Below are 26782 nucleotides of genomic sequence, written 5' to 3'. Positions count from 1 at the left end.
ACTTTCCTGTACCGGCATCCGGCACCGTGTGCGTGCGACACAGACGAGCCATGCACGACCCGCCCCCGACTGTGCACCGAGAGCGGAGCAATCGAATGGCACCCATCCTCACCCTCAAATCCGGTACCTCCTGGTCCGACGCCTGGCAGCGCTGCCTCGCCGTCGCCCCCGAGGCCTTCCGGGACGACCGCGTCCTGAACCTCTGGGACTCCTCCTGGCAGGCGGACGGCCAGGCGCTGCCCGCCACCAGCCCGATCGACGGCAGCCCCATCGCCGGGCCGCCGCGCCTGGACCGCGGCAGCGCCCACCGTGCCGTGCGGGCCGCACTGGACCGGCACCGCGCCTGGCGCCAGGTGCCCCTGCCCGAGCGCCGCGCCCGGGTCGCGGCGACCCTGGACGCCCTCACGGAACACCGCGAACTGCTGGCCCTCCTCCTCGTCTGGGAGATCGGCAAACCCTGGCGACTCGCGCAGGCCGACGTGGACCGGGCCATCGACGGCGTGCGCTGGTACGTCGACGGAATCGAACGGATGATCGGCGACCGGTCCCCGCTGGACGGCCCTGTCTCGAACATCGCGAGCTGGAACTATCCGATGAGCGTCCTGGTCCACGCCCTGCTGGTGCAGGCCCTGGCGGGCAACGCGGTCATCGCCAAGACCCCGACCGACGGCGGCGTCGCCTGCCTCACCCTGGCCTGTGCGCTCGCCGCACGCGAGGGCATCCCCGTCACCCTCGTCAGCGGCAGCGGCGGCGAGCTGTCGGAGGCGCTCGTGCGGGCGCCCGAGATCGGCTGTGTCTCCTTCGTCGGCGGCCGGGACACCGGCGCCGCGGTGGCCACCGCGGTCGCCGACCTGGGCAAACGGCACATCCTGGAACAGGAGGGCCTGAACACCTGGGGCATCTGGAACCACACGGACTGGGAGTCGCTCACCGCGGTCGTCCCGAAACTCTTCGACTACGGCAAACAGCGCTGCACGGCGTACCCGCGCTTCGTCGTCCAGCGCTCCCTGTTCGACGAGTTCCTGGCCGCGTACCTCCCGGCGGTCCGCCGAGTCCGCGTCGGCCACCCCCTCGCGGTGGAGAACCCCGAGGACCCCTACCCCGAACTGGACTTCGGCCCGCTGATCAACGCGGCCAAGGCGAAGGAGCTGACGGACCAGGTGGCCGAGGCGATCGACCGCGGCGCGATCCCCCTGCACCGGGGCCGGGCGGCGGACGCGCGCTTCCTGCCGGGCCAGGACACCTCGGCCTACGTCCACCCCGTGACCCTTCTGAACCCGCCCCCGCCCTCCCCGCTGCACCACGCGGAACCCTTCGGCCCGGTCGACACGATCATCCTGGTCGACACGGAGGCGGAACTGCTGGCGGCGATGAACGCGTCGAACGGCGCCCTGGTGGCGACACTGTCGACGGACGACCAGGAGACGTACGACCGTCTGGCCCCGCAGATCCGAGCCTTCAAGGTCGGCCACGGCAAGCCCCGCTCCCGCGGCGACCGCGACGAACTCTTCGGCGGCTTCGGCGCGTCCTGGCGCGGCGCCTTCGTGGGCGGCGAGCTGCTCGTCCGCGCGGTGACCCAGGGGCCGCCGGGGGAGCGGCTGCCGGGGAACTTCCCGGAGTACCAGCTGATGCCGTGACGGGAGGCCGGGCGCCGCCCACTTCGCGCGGGTGGCGCCCGGCTCCCCCGGCCGAGCCGAGGGGGCGGCAGAGACACGCTGACCTGGGCTTCGCGTTAAGGCGCAGCCATGCGATCACGCTGGGTAAGCGAACGTCGGGCCCGCCCGGGACCCGGCGTGCCCCTGAATACGCAGGTGAAAGGCACTCCGAAACCTTGGTATTGTTGTCCCTGTCGCCGCGGGGAAGACCCCTGGCCAGGCGGCAGACACCTAGTCCGGGTGGCGGAATGGCAGACGCGCTAGCTTGAGGTGCTAGTGCCCTTTATCGGGCGTGGGGGTTCAAGTCCCCCCTCGGACACTCGCTAACTCGCTATAGCGATACGGAATCGAGGGCCTCGACCTGACGGTCGCGGTCCTCGTCGCGTTGTCGTAGGTGATCGTGATGCCCAGGGCCTCGTAGAGGGGCTCTTTCTTGTCCGCGTCTGCGGCTTGGATACGTTGAGCGATGTCTCCGAGCCTCTCGGTAATCTCCCGGATCTGGCCGGCCGTGAGGGGCGGTTCCTTCTTGCGGGTGACGGGGGGCAGTGCGTCGAGCTTCTTCTGTGCCGCTTCCCTGTCACGTTGCGCGTCGTTGATCCACTGGGTGACGACGGTTGGGTCGGCTCCGGAGTCGAGGGCGGCCTGATAGCGGACAAGACGCCGCTCGCATTCCTTGATCGCTTGGCGGGCTTGGGCCTGCTCGAGTGTTTGGGGCTGCGCCGCGCTTGCCGCGATGCTGGCCTGGCTGAGTGCGGTGATCGTGGCGGTGAGCCGGTCCGGGGCGAAGGCGCGGGCGATCCATGCATCCAGTGCCCGGCAGATGATGTCTTCGCGCAGGTTGATGGTGCGGGGGTGGTCGAGCCCGGGGTAGAGGGCTGCTTCCTGTACTTTGTACTCGCATCGGTAGTAGACGCGGTCGCGGATCGCAGAGGGCTGCATCTTCCGTCCGCACAGAGTGCACTTCACCCGGCCTCGCAGGACGTAGGCCCGCTGGCTGCTTCGCCGGTTGGGGCGTTCCTGCCGCTGGTAGGCGCGGGCGCGCTGCCTGCGGGCCCGCTGGGCGGCTTCGAAGAGTTCCTTGGCGATGAGCGGCTCGTGTGCGGGTTCGTTGGACCAGATCCACTCGTCGCTGGGGTTGTGGGTCATGGTGGTGCGGTGGCCGAGGGTGACGTCGTCGATGTCGAGGAGGCGTTCTTCCTTGCTTGTCCGTGGCCTGCGCACCGCCGTCGCGCGTGGCGGACAACTTGACGTTGGCCGTGGTGGTGTTGAGAGTCAGGTGCTGCAGGCGTGGATCGGCCGCCGCCTTGGCGGACTTGACCACGAGGATCGAGGAGTACCCGGAGGCGTCCGCGGTCAGCTGGAGGTCGACCTGGGGCAGCACGTCGGGGTAGGTCGCGGTGTCACCGGAGATCACCGGCTTGGGCAGTGCACTCGGCCAGGAGAACCTCAACTTGTCGCTGCCGCTGTGCAGCGTGTCCAGCGCACCGGAGCCGCCGCCGGAGAAAGCCACGTCCGTGACGGCGGCCTTGGGCGCCCAGGTCCCGTCCGCCCGCCGCACCAGTGCGGTGTCGATCGGCACCCACCTCCCACGCTGCAGTGTGCGCTGCGGCATCGAGGAGTCGGTGCGGTGAACGTGCCGTCCGGGTTGGCCACCACCACCGTTCCCGTGTCGGTGAGTTGGTCGATGGTCACCGGCTTGCCGGTTGCCTTCGCCCGGGCGGACGCCGCCTCTGTGGGGTTGAGACGCGTTTCAGCGGACCGAGGAGCGCTGCCGCGTGCGGTGTGAGGGCGTGAGGAAGCTGGAGCGGTTGGTGTCGCATGTGCTGGTGCCATGGCGGCCAGCGACCCGGCTGCCAGGGTTGCGGCGAGGACGGTGGCGAGCGGCCTCGCCGTGGGGCGTCTGGAACCGCGTTTGGGTGTGTGAGAGGCGGACATCGAAGTTGGTGTCCTTCGAACTCATGCGGTTCCCCCCGTGGGCCCCGCGTCGGTGTGCAATTCTCAGGGCCACCAAGGTCGAGGTCCGTTGCTAACTGTTCGTCAAGTGACTTCACTGCGTGGCTTTTTGACGGACTGACGTCGGCTGACGTGTCAACTCAGGTGCTTTTTTTGGCTCCTTCTGTGGAGAACCTTTGCGTATTGCGTCGAAGTCACGCCCTAGCGTGAAGCTCCGCGGGGGGCCTTGATCGACTGTGCCGCCCCTTTGGCGTGCACCCGCTCGACCGGCGGGCTGCTTGTGGGTGCTGGGATCGAGGAGGGGAAGGCACCGCATGGAGCGGACATCGGGGTGGAGACGCGTTCGGGCGACCTGCGCCGTCCGGCGGGCTCATCGCATGGCATTCGTAGCGACAGGCGCCTTGGTGGCGGGGCTGCTGCCCTCCGGCGTGGCCACTGCCGTCGCTTCGGAGACGCGGCACGTGTCTGCTCCAGCCGTTCCGCACGACAAGCGGATTCCCTTCACCCGCAAGACGCCCAAGCACGTTCCCGCGCGCAAGGCGTTCAAGCACTTCGATCCCACCGCGCACACGAAGCTCCCCGCGCCGGGCAGCGCGACGGTCACTCTGCCCGTCGTGGCGGCCTCCACGCGTCTGACCGCCAAGGCGACTCAGGTGCGGGCCGGTAACACGCCCGTCCTGCTCGGCGCCGCCGCGGGTGCACAGCCACCGGCGACGGACGTCACCGGATCTCAGCGGGTGCGGGTGACCGTGCTGTCCCAGAAGGCCGCGCGGGCGGCCGGTATTCACGGTGTGCTCTTCACCCTGCAGCGCACCAGCCCGGGTGGCGGAAAGGTCGCCCTGCGTGTCGACGACTCCTCCTTCCGCTACGCCTTCGGCGGTGACTTCGCCTCACGACTGCACCTTGTCCAGCTACCAGCCTGCGCGCTGACCACGCCGAAGCTGACCAAGTGCCAGGCTCAGACCGCAGTGCGCACTGCCCCCAGCACGCCGCTGTCCGCGCAGGTCGCCATCCCGGGCCCGAGCGCGGCGGCGTCGCGTGCCGTCGGCTCTGCTCACTCGGCGACGGCGTCGCCCGGGGCGGCGACTGTCATGGCGGCAACCTCGGGTACGTCGGGTTCGTCCGGTGACTACTCGGCGACCAGTCTGTCGCCGGGCGGCTCCTGGTCGATTGCCGGCAACACGGGCGCGTTCACCTACAGCTATCCGATCTCGGTGCCACCGGCGATCGGCGGAGCGGTACCGAACGTCGATCTCTCTTACACCTCCTCCACCCAGGACGCGCGCACCGAGGGGACCAACAACCAGTCTTCGTGGCTGGGCGACGGCTGGAACTCGACGGAGAACTACGTCGAGCGCACGTACAAGTCCTGCCGGGACGACTCGTCGTCCGGTGCACCGGACAATGATGGCGACCAATGCTGGGCGGGGCAGATCCTCACCCTGTCGCTGAACGGCAAGTCCACCGATATCGTCTACGACGATGCCACCAAGACCTTCCGCCCTTCTGACGACAACGCCACCACCAAGATCGAGGACCTGACCGATGCCACGAACGGAACGGCGAACGGGGAGTACTTCAAGGTCACCAGTGACGGGGTGCAGTACTTCTTCGGCCGCAACCGGCTGCCGGGCTGGTCCAGCGGCAAGGACGAGACGAAGTCCGTGTGGACCGAACCGGTCTACCACGCACACAGCGGCGTATCCGACTGCCCGGACAGCACGGACTTCGCCTCCACTTCCTGCACGCTGGGCTACCGCTTCAACCTGGACTACGCGGTCGACACCCATGGCAACGCCACCGCCTGGTACTACTCGCCGGAAACGGGTTACTACGGCGCAGACATGAAGAACACCGCGGTGTCCTACACTCGCAGCGGCACCCTGTCCCGCATCGACTACGGCATGACCGCCTCGACGATCTACTCGGGCACCGCGCCGGAGCAGATCCTCTTCGACACCGACGAGCGCTGCATCCCGGGCACTCCCTCGGGCAACACATGTGCGGACAGCCAGTTCACCCCCGCCAACGCCGCGTACTGGCCAGACGTTCCGGTGGACCTGAACTGCACCTCGGGCTCGTCGAGCTGCACCAACCACGGCCCGAGCTTCTGGACCCGCAAGCGCCTGACGTCGATCACCACCCAGATCCAGGTGGGCGGTGCGACCAAGCAGGTCGACAAGTACAGCTTCACGCAGTCCTTCCCCGACGGCGGTGACCACGCGCCCACCTTGTGGCTGGACTCCATTCAGCGCATCGGCCTGGACACCTTGGGTGGCGCGTCCGGCAGTACGTCCACGCCGGCGGTGAGCTTCGACCCCCCGCTGCAGCTGCCCAACCGGGTCGGGACGATCCCGCAGATGCCGCTGATGTACCACGACCGAATCCAGACGGTCACCAGCGAGACCGGCGCGCAGACCACGGTCACCTATGACCGGCCCGACTGCTCCAGCGCCCCGGCGAGCGACCCGAACGACCCCACGGATGCGGCAGCCAAGACCTTCGCCTCGACCAACACCCTGTCTTGCTTCCCGGTGTACTGGACGCCGGACGGGCAGCCGTCGCCGTGGATGGACTGGTTCTACAAGTACAAAGTCACCTCCGTCGTCACCACGGACCCGCACAACTCCTACCAGGACGGCACCCAGCCCGAACTGGAGACGGACTACACGTACAAGGGCAACCCCGGCTGGCACTACGACGACAACGAACTCGTCAAAGCCAAGAACCGTACATGGGGCCAATTCCGCGGCTACCCGGAGGTGGACGTCACCACCGGAGACCTCAACGTCTTCCACTACACCAATGGCGCCAAGGTCCACGACCAGAAGACCCTGACGAAGACCTATTACTTCCTGGGCATGAACGGCGACACCCTGCCTGGCGGCAAGACCCGTTCCGTACCCGACCTGACCAGCCAGGACGGCGCCATCTCGGTCGCGGACGACGACACCCTGGCCGGCCAGACGTTCGAGACCGACACCTACACCAGCGCCACGGGCAGCCTGGACAAGGCCGTCGTCAACGTGCCCACGGCCATCGGCCCCACGGCCAGCCGCAACCGCAGCGGTCTTCCGGACCTGACCGCGCAGATGGTCCGCCCCGCCAAGACGCTGACCCGACAGGCCGTGTCCTACGGCTGGCGCAAGACCGAGACCGACACCTTCTACAATCGGACGTTGGGCAAATCGACGACCGGCATGCCCGTGCAGGTCGACGACCGGGGCGAAACCGCCGACAGCGACAACGTCGCCAAGTGCACCTACACCCGCTACCTCACCGGCAGCGGAAACACCCTGGTCGTCCCCGCCGAGGTCATCACAACCGCTCAGGACTGTTCCACTGCCGGAGCCACTCCCAGCGGGACACTGATCGCCGACACCCGCAGCTCCTACGACACCAACGCCTTCGCCTACGACGGTGACGGCCAGCAGAACCCGGCTCTGCCCAAGACCGGTGACGTCACCCTGGTCCGGAAGGCATCGGCCGCCAGCGGCGCCACCGCGACCGCGTTCGTGGACCAGGCCGCCACCAGCTACGACTCCTACGGCCGCGCCACCAAGGAAACCCGCACCCCCAAATCCACTTCCCCGGACGGCAAGAGCCTCGCCCAAACGATCTTCACCCACTACACCCCGTCCAGCAGCGAACTCCCCACCACCAGCACGACCATCACCCAGGTCACGCCCGGTGTGGACTGCTCCACGGCCACCACGTCATCCAAGGACTGCCAGCTCACCAGCAGCACCGTAGACCCGGGCCGCACCCTGCCCACCGCCAAGACGGACGCGGCCGGCCTGCTCACCTCGCTCACGTACGACGCACTTGGCCGACTGACCGCCGTGTGGTTGCCCAATGAGGTCAAGGCCAACAGCGCACCGGCGAACATGACCTACACCTACGGCCTGTCCCAGTCGGCCCCGTCAGTCGTCGCGTCCAACGCGCTCCTGGACAACGGGGGTTACAAGACCAGCGAAACGCTGTACGACGCGATGCTGCGGCCACTGCAGGTACAGGCGACCGCGGAGAACTCCACCACCACGGTCTCGGACACTCAATACGACTCGCATGGCTGGACGGTCGTCACCGACAACGCCTACAACGTGGGCGGCACCCCCGGCAGCAGCCTGATCTCCGTCTCGCAGGTGTCCATCCCGGACACCACCGTCACCGACCACGACGGGCAGGGCCGCGCCGACTTGGTCACCGAGGAACACGACGGGGCCAAGAGCCGGACCACGACCACCGCCTACACCGGGGACAAGACCACCGTCCTGCCGCCCAAGGGCGGCGTGGCCACCACCACGGTCGTGAACGCTCGCGGTCAGAGCACCGAACTCGACCAGTACACCGCTGCCCCCGCACTGAGCGGGTCGGCGGCGGCAGGCTTCACCGCCACCGGCGGCACCAGCTCATCCACCACCTACGCTTACAACGCCGCCGGGCAGCAGACGCGGGCCACCGGCCCGGACAAGACGGTGTGGACGTTCGGTTACGACCTGCTCGGCCGCAAGAGGTCGCAGACCGACCCGGACGCGGGCGGCAACAGCTACGGGTACGACGATGCCGGCAATCTGACCTCCACCACCGACGCCAAGCAGGTCGAACTCGACTACACCTACGACCTCCTGGGCCGCAAGCTCACCGCCAGGGACCACTCGAAGTCCGACTTCCAGTTCGCCTCCTGGACCTACGACACGCTGCGCATCGGCCTGCCGACCTCCTCCACCCGAAACGTCGAGGGCGTGACCGGCGGCTACACGGTCGCCGCCACGGGTTACACCGTCCTCGGCAAGCCGACCGGAACAAAGATCACCCTGCCGGCGTCCGAGGCGCCACTGCCGTCGACGTACACGACGACGTACACCTACACGGTCAGGGACCAACTGCTGGCCACGCAAAGCGACCCGCGCACCCAGGGGCTGAACAGCGAGCTGATCACGTACGGCCGCGACACGCTGGGCAACCCGACGAAAACCAGCAGCAGCGCCAACATCTATGTCGGTGCGACCACCTACACGAACTACGGTGAACCGTCCCAGGTCACCCTGGGTGCCTCCACCAACCCGGCGTGGGCCACCTACAGCTACGACGACCAGACTCGCCGGCTGACCGACCGCCTCATCAGCCGTACAAAGGCGCCCGGTCCGACGGTCGACGAGACCACGTACAGCTACGACGCCTCCGGCAACCCCACCTCCGCCACCGATCAGCAGTCGGAGACCGGCAACACCCTCACCGACCAGCAGTGCTACGGCTACGACGCCCTGGACCGGCTCACCGACGCCTGGATCGCCAACGACAACTGCGCCGCCGATCCGCCCACGACCAGTACGCTCACCACAACGCCCGGCTCCTACTGGCAGAGCTTCAGCTACGACGCCATCGGCAATCGGAAGCAGAGCGTCGACCACGCCACCGGCGGCTCGAGCACCAACGTCACCACCACCTACACCGACGGCTGCACCGCGAACTGCAACCGCACCGGCGCCCAGCCCCACACCCTGACCGCCACCACCGGTGGCACCAACCCGACCGACTTCGGCTACGACGAAGACGGCAACCTGCACACCCGCACCCCCACCACCGGCCCCGACCAGACCCTGACCTGGGACGACGAGAACCACTTGGCCCAGGTGGACACAGGCGGCTCCAGCCCTACGACCACCAAGTACCTCTACGACGCCGACGGCAACCAGCTCATCCGCCGCGACCCCGGCAAAACCACTCTGTTCGCCGGCGACACCGAGATCATCGTCAACACCGGCGTCACCCCCAACGTCCTCCTCGGCGCCGTCCGCGCCTACACCCATGGCGGCGCCGGAACCCCCGTGGCCGTCCGCTCCAGCCTCCCAGGTGGCGGAGTGAAGTACCTGTTCAACGACCCCCACGGCACCGCGACCCTGGCCATGGACGCCACCACCCAACAGGTCGCCCGCCAGCAGTACACCCCCTACGGGCAGCCGCGCGCCAGCGCCAATGCGACCACCTGGCCCGACCCCACCCACTCCTACCTCGGCAAACCCCAGGACACCTCCACCGGCTACACGGACGTCGGAGCCCGCAAGTACGACCCGAGCCTGGGCCGCTTCATCAGCGTCGACCCGATTCTGGAAGCCACCAGCCCTCAGGAACTCGGCGGCTACACCTACGCCGCTGATAATCCCGTCACCTCCGCCGACCCCAGCGGCCTCGAATCCTGCTACCCGCACTACTGCTCCGGAGACAACGGCACCAACAAGCCGTACAAGCGATACGACGACCCCGCGTCCTCCGGCTATGAGCCACCGGAGGACAGGAAACTGCCGCCGATCAAGCTCATGAAGGATTTCGGCGGGGGGACACCCACCATCACACAGATGGTGAGCTACGGAACGTACCGCGCAGACCTCTCCCCGGTGAGGAACGTTGAGCTCTATTACCGTGAACGGTGCAGCGGTGAAGACCTGCTCTGGACCTCTTCCTGCCAGGGATTCCAGAAGTTCTACCACTTCTGGGCCGACATCAAGCACGTACCGAGCAACCCTTGCACGGCTGTAAGCCTGTGCGAGTCTCTCGGTGACCTGGCTGCCGGTATAGCCATGGCGGCCGCGGCGGAGGGTGTTCCCTTCTGCAGTTTCGATCCGAAGACACCGGTTTTGATGGCCGACCGAAAAACAAAGCCCATCGGCAAGATCAAACCGGGTGACCGCGTGGAGAGCGCCGACCAGGCGAGTGGTAAGCATCGCGGGCCCCGCAAGGTCACCGCTCGCTTGGTCCACCACGACGACGACCTCGTCGATGTAACGATCCGAGGCGCCGGCGGCCACGACGTAACGCTCCACACCACCTCGCGTCATCCCTTCTGGGACGACACCCTCCACACCTGGATCCCCGCCGGAAAACTCAAACCCGGTCATGCCCTCAACACCGCCGCCAACCACCACGTCCGCATCGACGCGGTCATCGCCCCCCCTGGCGCCGCGGACATGTACAACCTCACCGTCCAGCAACTTCACACGTACTACGTGATGGCTGGAAACACGCCCGTACTGGTGCACAATGCCTGCGGCGAACCGACTCATGCGGAAGAGTGCTACTGCAACTGGGGAGAGCCGGTCGTTCCGCGCAATGCCGACAAGGGTGCCGCGGAGAGTGAAGCGGCCTGGGGTGAGACGGCTAAATCCGGGACAGCCACCCGCGATATCCACGGTACGGACCGCACAGGCCTGCGTGGTGTCGACGTCGACCACGTCTGGCAGAACGGGACGATGTACACGCAAAATGATGGGCAAATTGTGAAAGTTCTGGCCACCGGAAATGGGAGATACGACATTGTGGTGCGGGACCTGAGTAATCCCAGCGCTGCCCCGACTACTGTGTTGCACGACGCGACACAGAACTATCTCGACAACAAGCTCAACAGTGGGCGATGGCAATGACCGACGAACGATCGACGTGGACTGGCGCGGTGACCGAGCGGCTGCGGTGTTGTATCTGCGGAGGATCGACCGACGATGCACCCGACTACGTGCTTGTCGAGTTGACCGCCCCCTTCGTCAAGACGCGTCAATGGCTGGGAGCCCACGCCGAGCACCTCAACGACGTGCTCGCGGAAGGCTTTGAGGTCGAAGTGCACATGATGTGACTCTCGAAGCCGGCCGAATCCCCTCCTGGCCCGCATGTTGAGGCCCGATGGTGCCAAGGCGCAGATGGCCCTGGCCTGCGGCTGCGTGCTGCGGAGTGGTCCGTAGCACGCAGGCCGTGGGCTGGGGGCGTTACCTGAAGTGTTTGCCGGAGACGGTCGTTGGGTTGCCCCGCATTGGTGGTTCGGCCGGGCGGAGTGGTCTCACATGGACCTATTCGGCACCTGGCCGAAGCCTGGCGCCATGGCTCTGATGCGGGGAACCGGGCTGCTCAGTCAGGTCATCGAGCACGGCGAAATCGCCGGCTCATGCACGTTTGCGAGCGCGCCCGGCGTCTACGGCCGCCGAGGTGGTGCGGGGTAGTCATCGGTACCGGCCCGGACTGCGGGAGTCGACCTCCCGCAGGAGAAGCTGACCCTGGGTGAGGCATACGCCGAGTCCGGCTACGTCGTGGTGCACGAGACGATGGTGTCCCGCCAAGTGGTGTAGCAGCGATCTCTGCATAGCCCCTGGTCATGAGGCGGCCATCGCGCAACTCTCCGAGCAGAGAGGCTCGTTGAGAGAGGTGACGCGATGGCCTTGTCCCAGCATGACTTACTCCGGCTGATGGAGTCACTGCGTACGGCGGACGGAATCGAGTTGGTCCGGGTCCTGGCCCAGCGGATCCTGCAGGAGCTGATCGAGGCCGAGGCCACCTCGTTCATCGGGGCCGAGCCCGGCGAGCACATCGAGACCCGGACCAACCTGCGCAACGGTCACCGTGGAAAGACGCTGACCACGCAGGCCGGAGATCTCGACCTGGCGATCCCCAAGGTCCGCACCGGCAGTTTCTTCCAGGCGCCTGCGGAGACCACGAACGGCCGGGGCGCTGTTCACCACCGCCTGACAGTTGTCCGCTCCCCTTCTCCAGAGGGGAGCGCAAAGCGTTACTAGCTCGCTACGCTGAGGTCATGTCTGCTGGCGATATCCCTAACGAGTCCCCCACCCAGCCTTCGGACGATTCCGAGGACTCGCGCAGGCCACCTCATCCCGGTACTCGCGTCGAAGGGCTGGAGGTGCCCCGTGGTGTCCCGCGTGAAGACCCTGGTTCGGGCTGCTGATCAGGCCGTTTGTCTGCCTGCCGTCAGGCTGCTTGCTGGTACTCGTTGATGAGGCCGCCGAGTAGTCGAGTGCGGCGGACGCGGCCTCCGAAGGGGATGACAGGTGCCGTCTGGCCGGTCCCCGAGGCTTGGGGAGATCATTGGTGGAGGGATTGGTGGGGGCGGTGCCGGTTGTAGTGGTCGGTGTAGGTGTTCAGGACGGTGCGCAGGTGCCGTTCGTTCATGATGAGTAGGCGGTCGGTGCACTCGCGGCGGACGGTGCCGACCCAGCGTTCCGCGAAGGCGTTTGCCTTCGGCGATCTCGGCGGGGAAAGTAGCACCTGCACGCCCGCGTTGGCGAGCACGGCGTCGAAGGCGTCGGAGAACTTCCTGTCCCGGTCGCGTAGGAAGAACCGGAACCGGTCCACCCGGTCTTCGAGGTCCATCATCAAGTTCCTCACCTGCTGGGTCACCCAGTCCCGGTTCGGGTGCGCGCTGATGCCGAGGACGTGCACTCCGCGCGTTGCGACTTCCATGAGGAACAGCACGTACAGCCGCCGGCAGAACGCGGTATCCACATGGAAGAAGTTGCAGGCCAGCAGTCCGGAAGCCTGGGCGCGTAGGAAGGAGGCCCAGGCGTCGTGAGCCCGCTGGGGCGCGGGCGGAATGTTGCCCTGCCGCAGAACTGACCGGACGGTGGCGGCGCAGACCGTGATGCCCAACCGGGCCAGCTCTCCCTGCACTCTGCGGTGTCCCCACAGCGGATTCTCCCGCGCGAGACGCAGGATCAGCTCCCGCGTCTCCTCCGATATCGGCGGCCGACCGGGGCTCTTGTGGGGGTAGGTCCACTTGCCGGCGATCAGTTCTCGGTGCCAGCGCAGCAGCGTCGCTGGGGTGACGAAGAAGCTGCTCCAGCTCTGTCTAGGCAGCAGACGCGACAGGGCCGCCAGCAGGACCCGGTCGGCCGGTTCCAACCTCGGTTTACCGAGCTGGCGTTGGAGTACAGCGAGCTGGTGCCGCAGCACCAGCAGTTCGACGTCCTTGGCAGCGTTGCCCAGCAGCCGCAGTCCCGCCAGCTCCAGCGACCTGCGCGTCAGCAGATAGAGCCATGACCACCGCATGGATCTCGATCACGCCCCGGTCTACCACCGTCCCGCAGCGAAACGTCGTGATCAGTGGCCCGAACTCGGATTTTCACGCGGGACAGGGCCGAGCAGGCAGTCGCAGCCCGGGGTCCCCTTGGAGCGCAGGGCCTCCCGCCCGCCCGCCTCCAGGCACGGCGCCACTGGTAGACGGACTTCTCGCTCACCCGTAACTCCCGGGCGATGCACGGTGCTTTCACACGCTCCTTGAAGGGGTCGACGGCCTGCATCCGTACCCCTTCGCGGCGCTTGCGCTGCTCGGCGGTCAGCCCGCCCCCATCTGCGTACCGCATACCTCCGGGGTACCAGCCAAGGGACACGCCGTCACCAGGTCCGACGAAGACCCAGACCCTACGACGCCGAAGTCAGTAAGCGACGCATCAGTGCAGTTCAGAGACCACCCGGACAGCGTGGTAGTCGGTAAACTGGACAAGCCTTTCAATCTCAGTAACCGCGGGCTCGCCGCCGATGTGGCGGCCAAGCACGGGCCAGAGGAAGTTGAGGCAGATGTGTGTCGATGTACGGCTCGGCGGTCGGCTTGAAAGGGTGATTGTGATGCCGCATGCATCGATCTTGTAACCGAGTTGCGCGAGACCGCCTCCGGCGCGCGCCCGGCCGACGACAATATGAGCGTGTCCCCTTCACGTGACCTCGAACTTGAGGACGGCACACCCGTCCGATTCCTGCTCGCGCCCGTCAACGGCACGGCGCCTACCGTACCCGCCGACGACCTCCCCGAGGGCATGGGAAGGGCGGTACCCGTGTCGGCCGGTGGGCGGGCGGTCGTCGACTTCGCGGCCGGGGCCCTTCGCGGCGCGCTCAGACCGCTCGGCCCGCTTCTCCAGGAGGTCCACTCCGCGGCCACGGCCGTGCCCGAGCCGCCGACCGAGCTGAGCGTGACCTTCGGCGTCCAGGTCGGCCAGGATCTCAAGCTCGGGATCGTCGGCGGCACGGCCCAGGCCCACCTCACCGTCACCGCCAGCTGGAAGCCAGCTCCGCAGACTGGCACGGCGTCCGCGGCGGAGTGACGCGTGGGATGGTTCGGAACCGCGGGGGACGGCGCCGGCGACGCGTCCCTCCACGTCGTGTCCATCCGCCGGGCCGTGGACGGTAAGGCCGTGGGGGCGGGATTCGTCTTGGGCGGCGAGGCGGTGCTGACCTGCGCTCACGTCATCAACGCAGCTCTGGGCCGGACCATGCTCGACCCGCGAGCGCCCGGACTGGCTGAGATCGTCGTCGAGGTGCACGACGGCGAGGCGTCCTCGCAGCGGTATTTCGCGCGCGTGGCCCACTGGATCGCCCCGCGCGCCCGCGACGGCGGACCAGTGCGGCCGGGTGACGACGAATGGCTCGGCGATCTGGCCGTGCTGCGGGTGGACGGGCCGGCCGGTGGTCTGCCCGCCGGCCCCCGTCGGGCGGCCATGACGGTCGGCCAGGAGGTGGAGGCCTGTCACGGCTCCGGCGTCGAGGCCACCTTCGCGGTCCTCACCGTGCGCCGGCTCAACGGATCCCGGGCTTATCTGGACGGCGCGCCCACCGGAATGGCGGTCGGCCCCGGCTACAGCGGCAGCCCGCTGTGGTGCGAGGCGGAGAAGGCCGTGGTCGGCCTGGTAGTCGCCCACTTCATGCCGCCCGTGGACCGTGGCACGGGCGCTCCGCGCCTGCCCAGCACCCAGGACCTCGCACGGCGCAGCTGGGCCGCGCCGTGGCAGCGCGTGGAGGCCGAGCTGCGCCCGCTCGGCGTGCTGGACAGTGTGATGCCCGAGCCGCCCGACCCGGACGATCACTCCTTCCTGCTGCTGGTGCAGGCCATAGAGGACATCTTCCCTTCCGCAAGCGGCCGCGTGGAGGGCGCCAAGCGGCTGGCCCGGGCCTGTGGGGTCCCGCACGGCAGCGACGTCACCCCGCCCACGCCCGAGGAGTTCGCGGCGTTCCTGCTGACGCATCCGCGGGCGCTGGCGGCCCTGGCGGGAAACCTGCGGCGCGACGCTCCGCGGGACGCCGACCGCGTCCTGGCGGCAGGCGCCCTGTCCCGGACGCCCCTGTTGCTGTCACCTCGGGAGTACGTCGCACTCCGCAAGCACCTGCGGGCGATGGAACCGGAGGTGCTGGCGCGGGTCCCCGAGGCGGTGCGTGCCGCGCTGCCGCACTTGGCGGCGCTGCCCGGCACGGACACCGTGGAGGCCCTCCTCAGTCACCTGGAGGCGCTGCCGGGCGACGGCCGCTCGGGCGACGGAGAGCCCCGGGTGCCCGCACTGTTACGGGTGATGGAGTATGTCGGTGCGCTGTGCGCAAGCGCCGTACGGCCACAGCTGCGATTGTGGGCGGACGGGGTGGCACAGCGGCTGGGCATCCCCCGGGCGGCCATCGGTGAACGCCGCTCCGACGCCCAGGACTGGGTGCGGTCGTTGCGTGCCCGGGCCGCGCGCGTACGCGTCCTGGTCCAGGTGACACGGGCCGGGCAGGGCCGGCATCAGCTGAGGATCTGGTGCGACGAAGGCGCGGGGCCCCGGCAGGTCTCGACGGACAGCGTCACGTCGCACTCGGCGTCGGAGGCCGCGCGGGAAGTGCTGCGCGTGCTCGATTCCCTCACGCCACCCGCCGACGACGAACGGCCGCCCCTCGTTGAGGTGCTGGTGGACCGCAGCGGTCTCAACCTGCCGGTCGACGAGTGGACGGCACGGGACCCGGAGGCCCTTGTGCCCGGAGTGCTCGGCGTGGAGTTCCCGTTGGTGGTGCACTGTCCGGAACTCCTGCGTCGGCACGCCCGGTTCCTGGCCCACTGGCGCAGCCGATGGAGTCGGCTCGACTCGGGCAAGACGCTCGTGGTCTCCGCGTCCATGGACCGCGACGCGATCTACTCCCGGCTCGTCAACCAACTCGACACCGTACGCGTCTGTGTGGACGTGCCCCCCGGCCCCCGGGACGGCATCGTGCAGACCTGCCTCGCCCTGGGCATACCCGTGGTGGTGTGGGACCGAGGTCGCGACGGCACCTCCCACACCGTCCGGTACACGGCGCAGATCGCCACGCCGGAACTGCCCGACGGAGTAAGGGACTACCGCGCCAACGCCAAGGCCAACCCGCCCGATTTCCCCGGCCGCCCGGTCCTCGCCTGGGCGGACGCCGACCGCACCGTACCCCGGCTGTACCTGACCGAACCCCAGGAGAGCGCATGACATCCGCTGTCGACGCCGACTGGCGTCTGTTCCGCGGCGACGGCGTCCCCCGGTCCGTCACGCTGCCCTCGGCCCCGCCGTGGCGTCGCTTCACCCCCGCGCGGTCGATGCGACCCGAATTGCCGTACGTGATCGCGCCGCAGCACGCCGACGTCGTCAACGCGGCACTGCACCTGCGCCGTCCGCTGCTCGTCACCGGGCCGGCCGGGACCGGGAAGTCCTCACTCGCCCGCGCCATCGCCCACGAGCTGCGGCTGGGCGAGCTGCTGCGCTGGCCCGTCAACAGCCGCTCGACCGTGAAGGACGCCCTCTACCAGTACGACGCGATCGGCCGGCTGCGTGAGACGACGCTCAGCCGCGACCGCGGTGAACGAGAGCCGTCCATCGGCACGTTCGTCCGGCTCGGTCCGCTCGGCACCGCGCTGGTCCCCTCGGTCACCCCGCGCTGTCTGCTCATCGACGAGATGGACAAGGGCGACGTCGACCTGCCGAACGATCTGCTCACGGTCTTCGAGGACGGTTTCTTCGACATCCCGGAACTCTCCAGGCTGCCCGAGGACGTGGCCGACGTGGACGTGCAGACGTACGACCACCGCGGCGCCGTCCGTGTCCACCAAGGGCTTGTGCAGTGCGCCGAGTTCCCGGTCGTCGTCATCACCAGCAATGGCGAGCGCGACTTCCCGCCCGCGTTCCTGCGCCGGTGCCTGCGGCTGGACCTGCCACTGCCCGACGAGCAGCGGCTGCGCACCATCGTCGCCGCGCACCTCGGCGAGGAGGCGATGCGGGAGGCCGACGACATCATCGAGGTCTTCCTACGCCGTCGCGCCCTGGGCGAACTGGCCACCGACCAGTTGCTCAACGCCGTGTTCCTGCGCACCGGCGGTGTCGAACTCGGCGCGGAGGGGCTGCTGGACGCCGTCCTGCACCAGCTGACCGGGGCGATGTGACCATGCCGGCCGGTGGGGAGCGGCTCTCCGAGGTGCTGCGCACCCTCGCGGGCTGCGGGCTGGACCTGGACGCCGACCAGATCCTCGACGTGCTGTGGCTGGCCCGCCGCCTCCCCACGGGCGCCGACACCCCTCTCCGCCGGCACGCGCCCGACCGGCCGCAGCAGCCCGCGCCGCCCGACGACCCCGGACCGCAGGACCGTACCGCTCCGCCCCAGCCCGCGCCTGAGCCCGGCGCCCCGGAGCTGCCGGACCTTACCAGCCCCAGCCTGTACTCGTCGGCCCGCCAGACCCCGGCCCCCGAGCCACGGCCCGCGCCCGCGGGGCGCGAACCCCGCCGGGCCCTGCCGGTGCGCGTCCCCGAGGAGAAGGCGCTCGCCGACGAGCTGGAACTCGGTCGGTCCCTGCGCCCGTTGCGCCGCCGCCACGACAGCCGGCATCGCACGGAGATCGACGAGGACCGCACCGCCTCGGCGCTCGCCGAGACGCACCTGCCGGACGTGGTGGAACGGCCGGTACGAGAACGCTGGCTGGACCTCATCCTGCTCGTCGACGACGGCTTGTCCATGCTGCTATGGCACCGGCTCGGCACCGAACTGCGCGCCCTCCTGGAGCGCCTCGGCGCCTTCGCCGTCACCCGGGTTCTCGGCCTCGACACCCGCAGCGCGAGCCGACCGCGTCTGCACGCCCGGCCGTTCCGTCCCGACAGCACCGAGTTGCCGCTGACCACCGTCAACGACCCCTCCGGACGGAACCTGTTGCTGGTCGTCAGCGACGGCATGGGCCCTGCCTGGCGGTCCGGCGCGATGCACCGGCTGCTCGCCGAGCGCGCGGGCCGAGGCCCGGTCGCGGTTCTGCACACCCTGCCCCCGGACATGTGGGATGCCTCCGGGATCTCGGCCGCACACTGGCAGGCCACCACCCGGCGCATCGGCGGCGCCAACACTTCCTGGAAGATCACCGACCCGGTGCTGCCCGCTGAAATCAGCAGCTTCGACGACATCCCGGTCCCCGTCCTGGAACCCACGGCGGACTCGCTGCGGGTGTGGGCCCGGCTGCTCGCCTCACCCGGCATCACCGTGGAACTGCCACTGCTGGCCCGACCCGACCGGTACTCCGCCGTCGCCACGGCGCGGGACCTGAGCAGCGCCCAGCACTTCCGGGACGCGGCCACCCCCGAGGCGTACCGCCTCGCCGCCCACCTCGCGGCGGTCGCCCCGCTCTCCGTGCCCGTGATGCGGCTGGTGCAGACGGCGGTGCCCTGGTCCGCCACCACCTCACACCTTGCCGAAGTGTTCCTCGGCGGCCTCGTGCGGCCCCACCCGGCCCCCGTGTCCGGCCCGCTGCCGGCCAAGCACCGGGTCTTCGACTTCTCGGACGACTCCAAGACAGTCCTCCTGGACGCCGTCCCGCAGGCGGAACTCCTGCGCACTGGCCGCCGGATCGCGCGCCGTCTGGAGGAACTCGCGGGCAGCTCACCCGACTTCCCGGCGTGGCTGCTCCACCCGGACGGCTCCGACACCCTGTCCGACTCGCAGCTGCCGTTCAGCAGCATCGAGCGTCGGCTCCTCAGCCGGTTCGGTGTGTCCTTCGGCGACACACACCTCACCCCGGTGCCGGCCCCACTGCGGCCCGGCACCGGTACGGACGACTGGGAACCGCTCACCGACGAGGACCCGCGCAGCGTCGGAGGCTACGAACTGCGCGGCCGTCGGCGCGGGCGCCGCACGATCGTCTACCGGGGCGTGGACACCGAAGGCAGAGAGGCCGTACTGCGTCTGCCACGCGCCGACCTGCCCGCCGCAAACGCCGGACTGATCGCGGTGGAGGCCGAGGCGCTGGCCCGCCTCCAGGGCCAGTACGCGCCCCTGCTGCTCACCGCCGGGCTGCAGGAGTCCCCGCCCTGGCTCGCCATGACACCGATCGCGGACGCGGGAGCGCCCGACGCGCAGCCGACACGGCTCGCGGAGATCTTCACCCGGGCCCTGACCGACGGCACCGCGCCCTTCGACACCCTGCAGGGCCTGCTGGTCTCCTGCTATCTCGCCAACGCGGTCGCCCTGTGCCACGTCAACCGGCTCATACCCGCGACGCTGGACCCCGACAGCGTGTACGTGCTGCGCCGCACCGTGGTCCTGGGCGACCTGTCAGACTGTGCCGTCGACGGGATGTACCTGGGCTCGGGCGCCGCTCCCACCCGCGAAGACAACGTGCGGGCTCTGGGCGAGCTGCTCCAGGTCATCAGCAGCAAGGCCGGCTGGGACATGCCGGGCCTACCCGAAGGCATGCATCTGTGGCAGGGCGACACATGGGAACAACTGCGACGACTCGTGCTGCGCTGCATCGACCCCGATCCGGCGCAACGGCCTGCGGCGAGCGAGGTCGCCGAGATGCTCGCCCGGTACGTCGCCCGAACCCGTCTCCAACTGGGTGGCCCGCGATCACCGGCGGTCCAGGAGAGCCGGGTCGAGCCCGTGCCGCTCACGCCGCCGCCCGCGATCGCCAGCGGCACACCCCCCGCGCTGCGGCTTCCGCGCTTCGGCTCTGCCCGCCGGGAGGCCGAGGCCCGGCTGGAGCGGCTGCGGGAACCCTTGCCGCACAGCAGGCGCTTGACCCTGGTCGGCGCCTACCACTACAGCGGCCGCGCCACGACCACGATGGTCCTCGGGTCCGTTCTTGCCGTGGTGCGCGGTGAACCGGTCCTGGCCCTCGACGGATCCGCCTCCGAAGGGGCGTTGGACGCCTTCCTCACCGACCGGAACCCGGCTGTCGTACGCGATCTGGCGGCGCTGCCACCCCCATCGTCGTATGAGAAGATCCGCGCCCGCACCACCCGCCTGCCGTCCGGCCTGGAAGTCGTGGCCCACCGCGCCGGCCACTTCAGCCCCAACCCGGCCCACCAGCAGGAGTACGCCCATGTGCTGGCCCAGACGGCGCCCTACTACGCCTTTGTCCTCACCGACTGGGCACCGCTGCGTCTGGACGGGTCGGCCGAGGTGGTCCTCGACCACACCGACCGGTTGATCCTGTGCTGTGGGACCGCAGAGTGGTTCCTGGATGCGGCTGTCCGCACCCTCGCCTTCGTCCGGGCGACCGGTCGGGAACGGCTGGCACGGCGGGCGCTCGTCGTGGTCACAGACTTCGACGGCGGCTCCGGCCGTGACCTGCCCGACGGGTTCGCCCGGCGTATGCAAGTCGACCCCGAACAGGTGGTGCACGTGCCCTTCGACGCGACGCTGCAGTCCTCCAGGTGGTCACTGGACCGACTGCGGCCAGCCACCACGGGGGCGTTCGTCCGGCTGGCGGAGCTGGCGATGCAGGACGACTGACCCACGGGACCGGTAAGCACACGGCATCCCAGGACGGTCCTTTGCCGTTCCTCGGCCCCGAAGGCCGCCTATGGCGAAGCTCCCGGCCGCGGCCCGGACGGGCTGGCCCGTCAAGCCGGTCCTCGCATGACTCCGCCGAGGTGGTCGTGTCGGCGTATGCAGAGGCGGTCGATTCCGTCGGGTTTGAGCGGTTGGGGCAGGGCGCGGAGGGGTGTTGCGGTGTTCAGCGATCGGTGAGTGCGGTGCTGGTTGTAGTGCCATTCGTACGCGCGCAGTGCTTGGCGTAGATGGTGTGCCGTTCGAAAACTCATCGCTGCAGCTCACGCCGCATATCTGTACTCGTTGATCAGGCCACCCAGCACTCGGGTGTGCAGGATCCGCTGAGCGGTCGGAGCGGTCATGGGCGCTGGGTGCTCCTGGGCGAGCGGAGGGAGTTGCCCTCGAGCCTGATGCGGGCGATGACCGTTGTAGTGCCGGGCATAGGCTTCGAGGACCTGCCGAGCATGGGACTCGTTCCATATCAGCAGGTGGTCGAGAACCTCGCGCCGCAAAGTAGCAATGACCCGCTCGCAGTGCGCGTTCATCCGGGGAGCCCGCGGCGCGGTCCTCACGACCTCGATGTCGTCGGCCGCGAAGACCGCGTCGAAGGACTCGGTGTACTTCGCGTCCCGGTCCCGGAGCAGGAAACGCAGCGAGTCCACCCGCACACCCAACTCGACGGCGACGTTTCTCGCCTGCTGGACCGTCCAGGGACCGGTGGGATGTGCAGTTAGGGCCTGCGGACTATTAACTCGCGGTCTTGATCTCTGTCGGGATGGTGATCCCCGCCGTGTTGGCGAGGCGGTGGAGGTCGTCGAGGGTGGCGAGGCGCTGGTCGGCAGGGTGGACGGTGTGTCCGGCTGTGTCGAGGAGCTGGCGGATATCGCGGATACGCCGGTTGATGGTGAAGGGTGTGACGCTGAAGAGGCGGGCGATGGCGACCTGCGGGAAGCCGAGCCGGTGGTGGAGGAGAGTGGCCAGGAGTCGGTCGGCGAGGGTGAGCATGGGGCGGCGGCCGGTGCCGGGGGCCGTCAGCCGGGGCCGGTTCCCGCGCCGTTTGGTCAGATGCTCTTCCCGCTGGTCTTCATGGAGAGCGGTGAGTGTGGTGATCAGTGCGTCCCACTCTTGCGCCGGCATTCCCGTCAGGCAGGGGTGGCAGAGCCAGGCGAGGTCGGGGTGGGCTGGTCGAAGGGGTCTTGGGGCGGCACTGACCTGGACATACGCCTCGGGCCGAAGGGTGTAGTTCCAGTCGCCGTGCCACTCGTGGCGATGCAGGGGCAGCGCGTCCATCTGCTTTTCGCCGATCCGGACTCCAGTCTCGTAGGCGGTGGTGTCGAGTTCCGCGTGCACCGTCAGCCCGGTGCGGGTGGTGGTTGCCGCGATGCTGTTCACGATGACTTCGTGGCTGGTGAGGGGCCTGCCGCGCCAGCTCATGGTGATGTGGGAGAACAACCTGTGCTCCACTTTGTTCCATTTTGAAGTACCTGGAGGAAAGTGACATACGGTGATTTGCAGGCCGGTCTCCAGGGCCAGGGCGGCGAGTTCGGCTTTCCAGGCGCGGGTGCGGTAGCCGTTCGAGCCGCCCGCGTCCGCGGTGATCAGCAGCCGCCTCGAGTACGGATAGGCGCCGCGGCCCTGGCTGTTCCACCAGCGGCGGATGGCTTCCACGGCGAACGCTGCGGTGTCGTGGTCGGTACCCACGCTGACGCATCCGGTGTTCGCGGCCAAGTCGTAGATCCCGTAGGGGATGGCCTTGCCCAGATCCGGGTCCGGGAAGTCGTGCGTCCGTACCCGGACCGGTTCGCCTTCGCGGTGCCATTCGTGGCCGGCGTTTTTGTAGTTGCCGACGACTTCCTTCTTTTTGGTGTCGACACTGACCACCGGGTCCCCGGTGGACTGGTGCTCCTTGGCCTGCTCATTGATGTATCGGAACTGGCCGTCACGGTCCGGGTGCTGCTTGCCTTCGATGGTCTTGGCGTTGCCCTGGAGACTGAAGCCCTCCTCGCGCAGCAGGTCGGCCACGGTCTCCGCCGAGATTCGGTGTCCCTGCCGGGTCAGCTCGCCGGCCAGGTGACGGGTCGACTTCGTGGTCCAGCGCAGGGGCGACATCGGATCGCCCCGCATGTCCGGCTCGACAAGAGCCAGCAGGGCGGGCCGCAGCCCAGGATCGAGGTCTACCGCGCGCTTGCGGCCTCCGCCTTCCCGGCGGACCCGACCCAACGGGGCCACCCCGGACTCCAGTTCAGCCACTCCGCGAGAGACGGTGCCCTCACGCACCCCGGCGGCGCGGGCCACCCTCCGGATCCCGCCGTGCCCCAGCGACCGGGCCTCAGCCCCCATTGCCAACCGGCGCTGACGCTCGTCCAAGTGCGGGAACAACGCCTGGAACTTCGCGGCCAGAGCCGCCTCAACCCCCTCCAACATCCCCATACCACAACAACGACAAGTAACCAGGGAAGCAACGACTTGTTTCTCCGCAGGCCCTTACTCCCGCGACGCGCAGCCGGCGTGTGCCGTGCTCGAGGAAGACCAGCGCGTACACCCGGCGCGGGTCGACCAGATCGATGTGCAGGAAGTCGCAGGCGATGATGCCCTCGGCCTGCGCTGTCAGGAGCTCACGCCACGTCGGGCCGCTGCGGCGCGGGGCCGGATCAATGCCGGCCGCCGTCAGGATCTCCCAGACCGTCGTCGAGCCGACCGGATGCCCGAGCCGCTTCAGTTCGCCTTGGATCCGACGGCAGCCCCAACGCGGATTCTCCTGAGCCAGCCGCACCACCAGCGCCTTCACCACACCCGCCGTCGACGGTCTCCCGGGCCTGGCCCGTCGCTTGCTGTAGTCCCACCTCGTGGCGATCAACCTGCGATGCCACCCGAGCAACGTCCCAGGCGTCACCGGGAACACCTGCGCCCACCGGCACCGAGGAATCAGGGAGGACAGCGCCGCGAACCACAGCCGAGCCGCCGGTTCATATCCCACTGGTCCCGAGAGCTGCCTACGCAGCACTGCATTCTGGTGCCGTAAAAAACAAGCAGTTCCGCGTCCTTGGCTGCATCCCGCCGCAGCAGCAACGCCGGGACCGCGAGCAGCTTCCGAGCCAGCTGGTACACCAGAGAAACGATCACCCGAACAGACTTCCAGCAAGCTGTCGAGGCGCGCCAGACCCACTACGAGCAGCAGCGATGAGTTTCCGAACGGCACACGACGACCGCGCACCCGATACCTCCCACCACGGCTGGTCGACCTATCCGCCTACCTCGGCCCGGTAAGAATTTGCTAATTCGATGCAATGTGAAACATTCGGGGTGTCGCTCAGACCTCTTGGCGGGATGCGGGCCGCTCTTAGGGTCTTGTGCGCCCGTTCGAGGGGCTATGCACTCGCCGGACGGTGGGCCTGCTGTGCAGGTTCCGTGAATTGCTGATGATTATGGTCACGTTGTCGATCATCTGACGCCGTTTTAGAGTGTCATCCGACCACTTATTTTTACTTTACGTCTGAACGTGGGGGGCTGCAGATGCGCTGTCACCCATGCCTCGAAAGGATTGGGTGACTCCTCGTATGCGCAGGATGGTCACCGTCGCGGGGGCTGCTGTACTCGTGGCGCTTGTGGGCACACCGTTGATCGCCTCTGCGGATCCGCAACCGCCATCAGGAACCGACACACCGCCATCCGCGGTGGAGGATTTCAGTTACCCGAACGCGGATCAGATCCAGCATGACAAGGGCATCAAGCTGATCAAGGGCGATGGGCACATCCTCCTTGCCACGTGCGATGGCTCGGCTCAGCAGATCAAGGTGCTCACCGTGCAAGCCCCCAGCGGGCCGCCGCAGGGAGCCTTCTGCTTCAAGGCCACCGCCAAGACCGGCTACCTCACCCTCGAGCTGCCGCGTGTCTTCGCGTTGGAGACCGCCGATCACCCGATCAGCGCGGATCTGAAACCGCAGGGTGACCCTTCGGTGCCGGCCAAGACGGTGATCGTGGACAAGAACGGCTATCAGAGCGTGGGCGAGGGGATCCCCGGCAGTGCACCCGCCGTCCTGGTGGAACTGCGCGTCACCGGCTGACGGCTCATCTGCTCTCTTCTCACCGATCTTTGACTGAACGGGGAATGTTCATGTCCGGCTTTCGTCCGCCTACCGCGCGGACCGGCGGCCTGATCACCGCTGCCACCCTGGCTGCCGCCGCCCTGTCGGCCGCGCCAGCGACTGCCGTATCGGGCCCGCAGGCCCCCGCCGCCACAGCGGCCGCCACCGCACGCCTCGACATCGGCGGCCAGCGCGGCTGCTCCGGCACACTCGTCGCGCCGCAGTGGCTGTTGACGGCGGCGAGCTGTTTCACCGACACCGCGGGCGGACCCCTTGCCCCTGGGGCTCCGAAGCTGAAGACGACGGCCGCCATCGGCGGCACCGCCCAGCAGGTGGTGAACCTCGCGCCGCGCGCGGACCGGGATGTGGTGATGGCGCAACTGGCCAAGCCCGTCAGCGGTATCACGCCCGTCCCCGTGGCGGGCGCGGCACCGGGCGTGGGGGACGAGGTGCAGGCCGTCGGGTACGGGCGTACACACGATGAGTGGGTGCCCGACCAGGTCCACGCGGCCGCCTTCACCGTCCAGAACGTCGGTGCCACCACCGTGGACTTGGCGGCGAAGGCCGACGGCGCCGCCGTCTGCAAGGGGGACACCGGCGGTCCCGTGCTGACCATCACCGACGGCCGCACCACGGTGGCTGGCGTGAACAGTCGTTCCTGGCAGGGCGGTTGTCTGGGCATGGACGCGTCCGAGACCCGCACCGGGGCGGTGGCGGCCCGGGTCGACGATCTGGCCGGCTGGGTGCAGCAGGTCGCCTACAGCACCGCCTTCGCGAACGCGCCGTGGAAGCATGCCGTGCAGATGACCGCGGGCTACTACACCGGCGGCTCCGCGGGCGGCACCCGGCACATGGACCTGATCGTGCTGTGGGACGACGGTGAGGTGACCCTCTACCAGGGCGGCGAGAGCAACGACGCCGCGCACCCGTTTGCCGCCGAGTACCAGCTGGCGCCCCGTAAGAGCATCTGGACTCACGCCGTCTCGATCAGCAGTGTCAATGCCGGCGGTAGCACGGACGGGCTCGTCGTGCGCTGGACTGACGGCGAGATGAGCCAGTACACGATCGTGGACGCCAAGGGCTTCCACGGTGAGAAGCAGCTCGCCCCTCGGCAGACTCCCGAATGGCAGAACGACGCGCGTCTGCTGACCGGCGGCCGCTTCACCCCAGGCGGCCACCGCGACGACCTGCTGGTGGAGTGGAAGGACGGCCACGTCTCGGTCTTCAGTGATCTGGCGGCCAACGGGCTGAAGAAGCAGACCCAGATCGTCGCCAAGAACACCACCACCTGGCCCTACTCCGAGAACCTGACCACCGGGTCCTTCACCGGCAAGAGCACCGACGACCTGCTGGTGCGCTGGGTCGACGGCGAGACCACGATCTATCCAGGCCTGACCGGCAAGGCCCTGCCGGGGGAGATCAGGATCCGCCTGAGGAAGTCGGAGTGGAAGGACGCCGCCGTGGTCGCCGCGGGGGCCTTCGCCGCCAATACCACCGCGAACGACATCCTCGTCCGCTGGAACGACGGACACGTCAGCCTTTTCACCGGTGTCGATGCCAAGGGTCTCCACGACGAGATCCAACTCGCACCCGCAAACTGACGCAGTCACCGCGGCTTTACGATCCGGCTTGCCAGGGGAGCGGTCCACGACGAACGAGAGTCCCTGGCTGCCTCGGCCGTGCGCTGAACTCGGCGTAGGAACGGCTTCATCACAGACGAAGAGTGGCTCGTACTCCGCCACGGCCGTC

The 26782-nt window shown here is 68.6% G+C and carries 15 protein-coding genes, 1 tRNA gene and 2 pseudogenes; 12 read left to right on the top strand and 6 right to left on the bottom strand.

What is annotated here, in order from left to right; genetic code table 11:
- Positions 1-95 precede the first annotated feature (95 nt).
- Together ACIP94_RS23450 and ACIP94_RS23445 are read left to right on the top strand one after the other, a co-directional pair.
- Complete coding sequence (locus ACIP94_RS23450) at positions 96-1637, top strand: aldehyde dehydrogenase family protein (RefSeq protein WP_402428820.1); 1542 nt, start codon at positions 96-98, stop codon at positions 1635-1637.
- A gap of 252 nt (positions 1638-1889) precedes the next feature.
- Positions 1890-1974 (top strand) — tRNA-Leu (locus tag ACIP94_RS23445).
- On the opposite strand, the gene ACIP94_RS23440 is transcribed toward ACIP94_RS23445, so the two are convergent.
- Positions 1956-2801, bottom strand: coding sequence for a zinc ribbon domain-containing protein (locus ACIP94_RS23440; RefSeq protein WP_402428817.1), 846 nt, complete (start codon positions 2799-2801; stop codon positions 1956-1958). The two genes, ACIP94_RS23445 and ACIP94_RS23440, sit on opposite strands and share 19 nt — an antisense overlap.
- A gap of 272 nt (positions 2802-3073) precedes the next feature.
- Here ACIP94_RS23440 and ACIP94_RS23435 point away from each other — a divergent pair, with 272 nt between their 5' ends.
- The 4 genes from ACIP94_RS23435 to ACIP94_RS23420 all read left to right on the top strand — a co-directional run bounded on the left by ACIP94_RS23435 (position 3074) and on the right by ACIP94_RS23420 (position 12166).
- Positions 3074-3286, top strand: coding sequence for a hypothetical protein (locus ACIP94_RS23435; protein WP_402428814.1), 213 nt, complete (start codon positions 3074-3076; stop codon positions 3284-3286).
- A gap of 783 nt (positions 3287-4069) precedes the next feature.
- Entirely contained in the window at positions 4070-11029 is a 6960-nt protein-coding gene (locus tag ACIP94_RS23430) for a polymorphic toxin-type HINT domain-containing protein (RefSeq protein WP_402428810.1), read from the top strand.
- Positions 11020-11235 carry a hypothetical protein gene (locus ACIP94_RS23425; protein WP_402428807.1) on the top strand — a complete coding sequence of 72 codons (216 nt, stop codon included), beginning with the start codon at positions 11020-11022 and terminating at the stop codon, positions 11233-11235. The genes ACIP94_RS23430 and ACIP94_RS23425 overlap by 10 nt, the downstream gene beginning before the upstream one ends.
- Before the next feature lie 571 nt (positions 11236-11806).
- Positions 11807-12166, top strand: coding sequence for a transposase (locus ACIP94_RS23420; RefSeq protein ID WP_402428804.1), 360 nt, complete (start codon positions 11807-11809; stop codon positions 12164-12166).
- Between the two features lie 304 nt (positions 12167-12470).
- On the opposite strand, the gene ACIP94_RS23415 is transcribed toward ACIP94_RS23420, so the two are convergent.
- On the bottom strand, positions 12471-13433 hold the full coding sequence (locus ACIP94_RS23415) for an integrase core domain-containing protein (RefSeq protein WP_402428801.1): 963 nt from the start codon (positions 13431-13433) through the stop codon (positions 12471-12473).
- Positions 13406-13684, bottom strand: coding sequence for a helix-turn-helix domain-containing protein (locus ACIP94_RS23410; protein WP_402429080.1), 279 nt, complete (start codon positions 13682-13684; stop codon positions 13406-13408). The genes ACIP94_RS23415 and ACIP94_RS23410 overlap by 28 nt, the downstream gene beginning before the upstream one ends.
- Positions 13685-14086: 402 nt before the next feature.
- Between ACIP94_RS23410 and ACIP94_RS23405 the strand changes: the two genes are divergently transcribed.
- Genes ACIP94_RS23405 through ACIP94_RS23390 form a run of 4 tightly spaced genes read left to right on the top strand, consistent with a single transcriptional unit; the run spans position 14087 to position 20909 of the window.
- A complete protein-coding gene (locus ACIP94_RS23405; RefSeq protein WP_402428798.1) occupies positions 14087-14482 on the top strand; it encodes a CU044_2847 family protein in 396 nt (131 codons plus the stop codon).
- A 3-nt stretch (positions 14483-14485) separates the two neighbouring features.
- Positions 14486-16633: a trypsin-like peptidase domain-containing protein gene (locus ACIP94_RS23400; protein WP_402428796.1), complete on the top strand. Its 2148-nt coding sequence runs from the start codon at positions 14486-14488 to the stop codon at positions 16631-16633.
- Complete coding sequence (locus ACIP94_RS23395) at positions 16630-17580, top strand: AAA family ATPase (protein ID WP_402428793.1); 951 nt, start codon at positions 16630-16632, stop codon at positions 17578-17580. Before ACIP94_RS23400 ends, ACIP94_RS23395 begins: the two co-directional genes overlap by 4 nt.
- Before the next feature lie 2 nt (positions 17581-17582).
- A complete protein-coding gene (locus ACIP94_RS23390; RefSeq protein ID WP_402428790.1) occupies positions 17583-20909 on the top strand; it encodes an SAV_2336 N-terminal domain-related protein in 3327 nt (1108 codons plus the stop codon).
- A 320-nt stretch (positions 20910-21229) separates the two neighbouring features.
- Here ACIP94_RS23390 and ACIP94_RS23385 read toward each other — a convergent pair.
- The 3 genes and pseudogenes from ACIP94_RS23385 to ACIP94_RS23375 all read right to left on the bottom strand — a co-directional run.
- A pseudogene (locus ACIP94_RS23385) lies at positions 21230-21682 on the bottom strand (integrase core domain-containing protein); the annotation flags it as partial.
- A 13-nt stretch (positions 21683-21695) separates the two neighbouring features.
- A complete protein-coding gene (locus tag ACIP94_RS23380; RefSeq protein WP_402428788.1) occupies positions 21696-23378 on the bottom strand; it encodes an ISAzo13 family transposase in 1683 nt (560 codons plus the stop codon).
- 49 nt (positions 23379-23427) lie between these two features.
- Positions 23428-24071 (bottom strand): annotated as a pseudogene (locus ACIP94_RS23375) (helix-turn-helix domain-containing protein); the annotation flags it as partial.
- Positions 24072-24514: 443 nt separating this feature from the next.
- Between ACIP94_RS23375 and ACIP94_RS23370 the strand changes: the two are divergent.
- The gene (locus ACIP94_RS23370; RefSeq protein ID WP_402428785.1) at positions 24515-25012 is read left to right on the top strand and encodes a hypothetical protein; all 498 of its coding nucleotides are present in this window, start codon (positions 24515-24517) and stop codon (positions 25010-25012) included.
- Between the two features lie 50 nt (positions 25013-25062).
- Positions 25063-26634, top strand: coding sequence for a trypsin-like serine protease (locus ACIP94_RS23365; protein ID WP_402428782.1), 1572 nt, complete (start codon positions 25063-25065; stop codon positions 26632-26634).
- The last annotated feature ends 148 nt before the right edge of the window (positions 26635-26782 follow it).

Source organism: Streptomyces sp. NPDC093261 (assembly GCF_044753645.1).
Lineage (GTDB): Bacteria > Actinomycetota > Actinomycetes > Streptomycetales > Streptomycetaceae > Streptomyces.
Note: the sequence above shows the minus strand (reverse complement) of the source record. Positions and strands in the feature narration are given on the sequence as shown.

Coding starts and splice junctions, on each gene's coding strand:
- ACIP94_RS23450 (WP_402428820.1), top strand. CDS start 96: ATGGCACCCATCCTCACCCTCAAATCCGGTACCTCCTGGTCCGACGCC.
- ACIP94_RS23440 (WP_402428817.1), bottom strand. CDS start 2,801: ATGACCCACAACCCCAGCGACGAGTGGATCTGGTCCAACGAACCCGCA.
- ACIP94_RS23425 (WP_402428807.1), top strand. CDS start 11,020: ATGGCAATGACCGACGAACGATCGACGTGGACTGGCGCGGTGACCGAG.
- ACIP94_RS23420 (WP_402428804.1), top strand. CDS start 11,807: ATGGCCTTGTCCCAGCATGACTTACTCCGGCTGATGGAGTCACTGCGT.
- ACIP94_RS23415 (WP_402428801.1), bottom strand. CDS start 13,433: ATGCGGTGGTCATGGCTCTATCTGCTGACGCGCAGGTCGCTGGAGCTG.
- ACIP94_RS23410 (WP_402429080.1), bottom strand. CDS start 13,684: ATGCAGGCCGTCGACCCCTTCAAGGAGCGTGTGAAAGCACCGTGCATC.
- ACIP94_RS23395 (WP_402428793.1), top strand. CDS start 16,630: ATGACATCCGCTGTCGACGCCGACTGGCGTCTGTTCCGCGGCGACGGC.
- ACIP94_RS23390 (WP_402428790.1), top strand. CDS start 17,583: ATGCCGGCCGGTGGGGAGCGGCTCTCCGAGGTGCTGCGCACCCTCGCG.
- ACIP94_RS23380 (WP_402428788.1), bottom strand. CDS start 23,378: ATGGGGATGTTGGAGGGGGTTGAGGCGGCTCTGGCCGCGAAGTTCCAG.
- ACIP94_RS23370 (WP_402428785.1), top strand. CDS start 24,515: ATGGTCACCGTCGCGGGGGCTGCTGTACTCGTGGCGCTTGTGGGCACA.
- ACIP94_RS23365 (WP_402428782.1), top strand. CDS start 25,063: ATGTCCGGCTTTCGTCCGCCTACCGCGCGGACCGGCGGCCTGATCACC.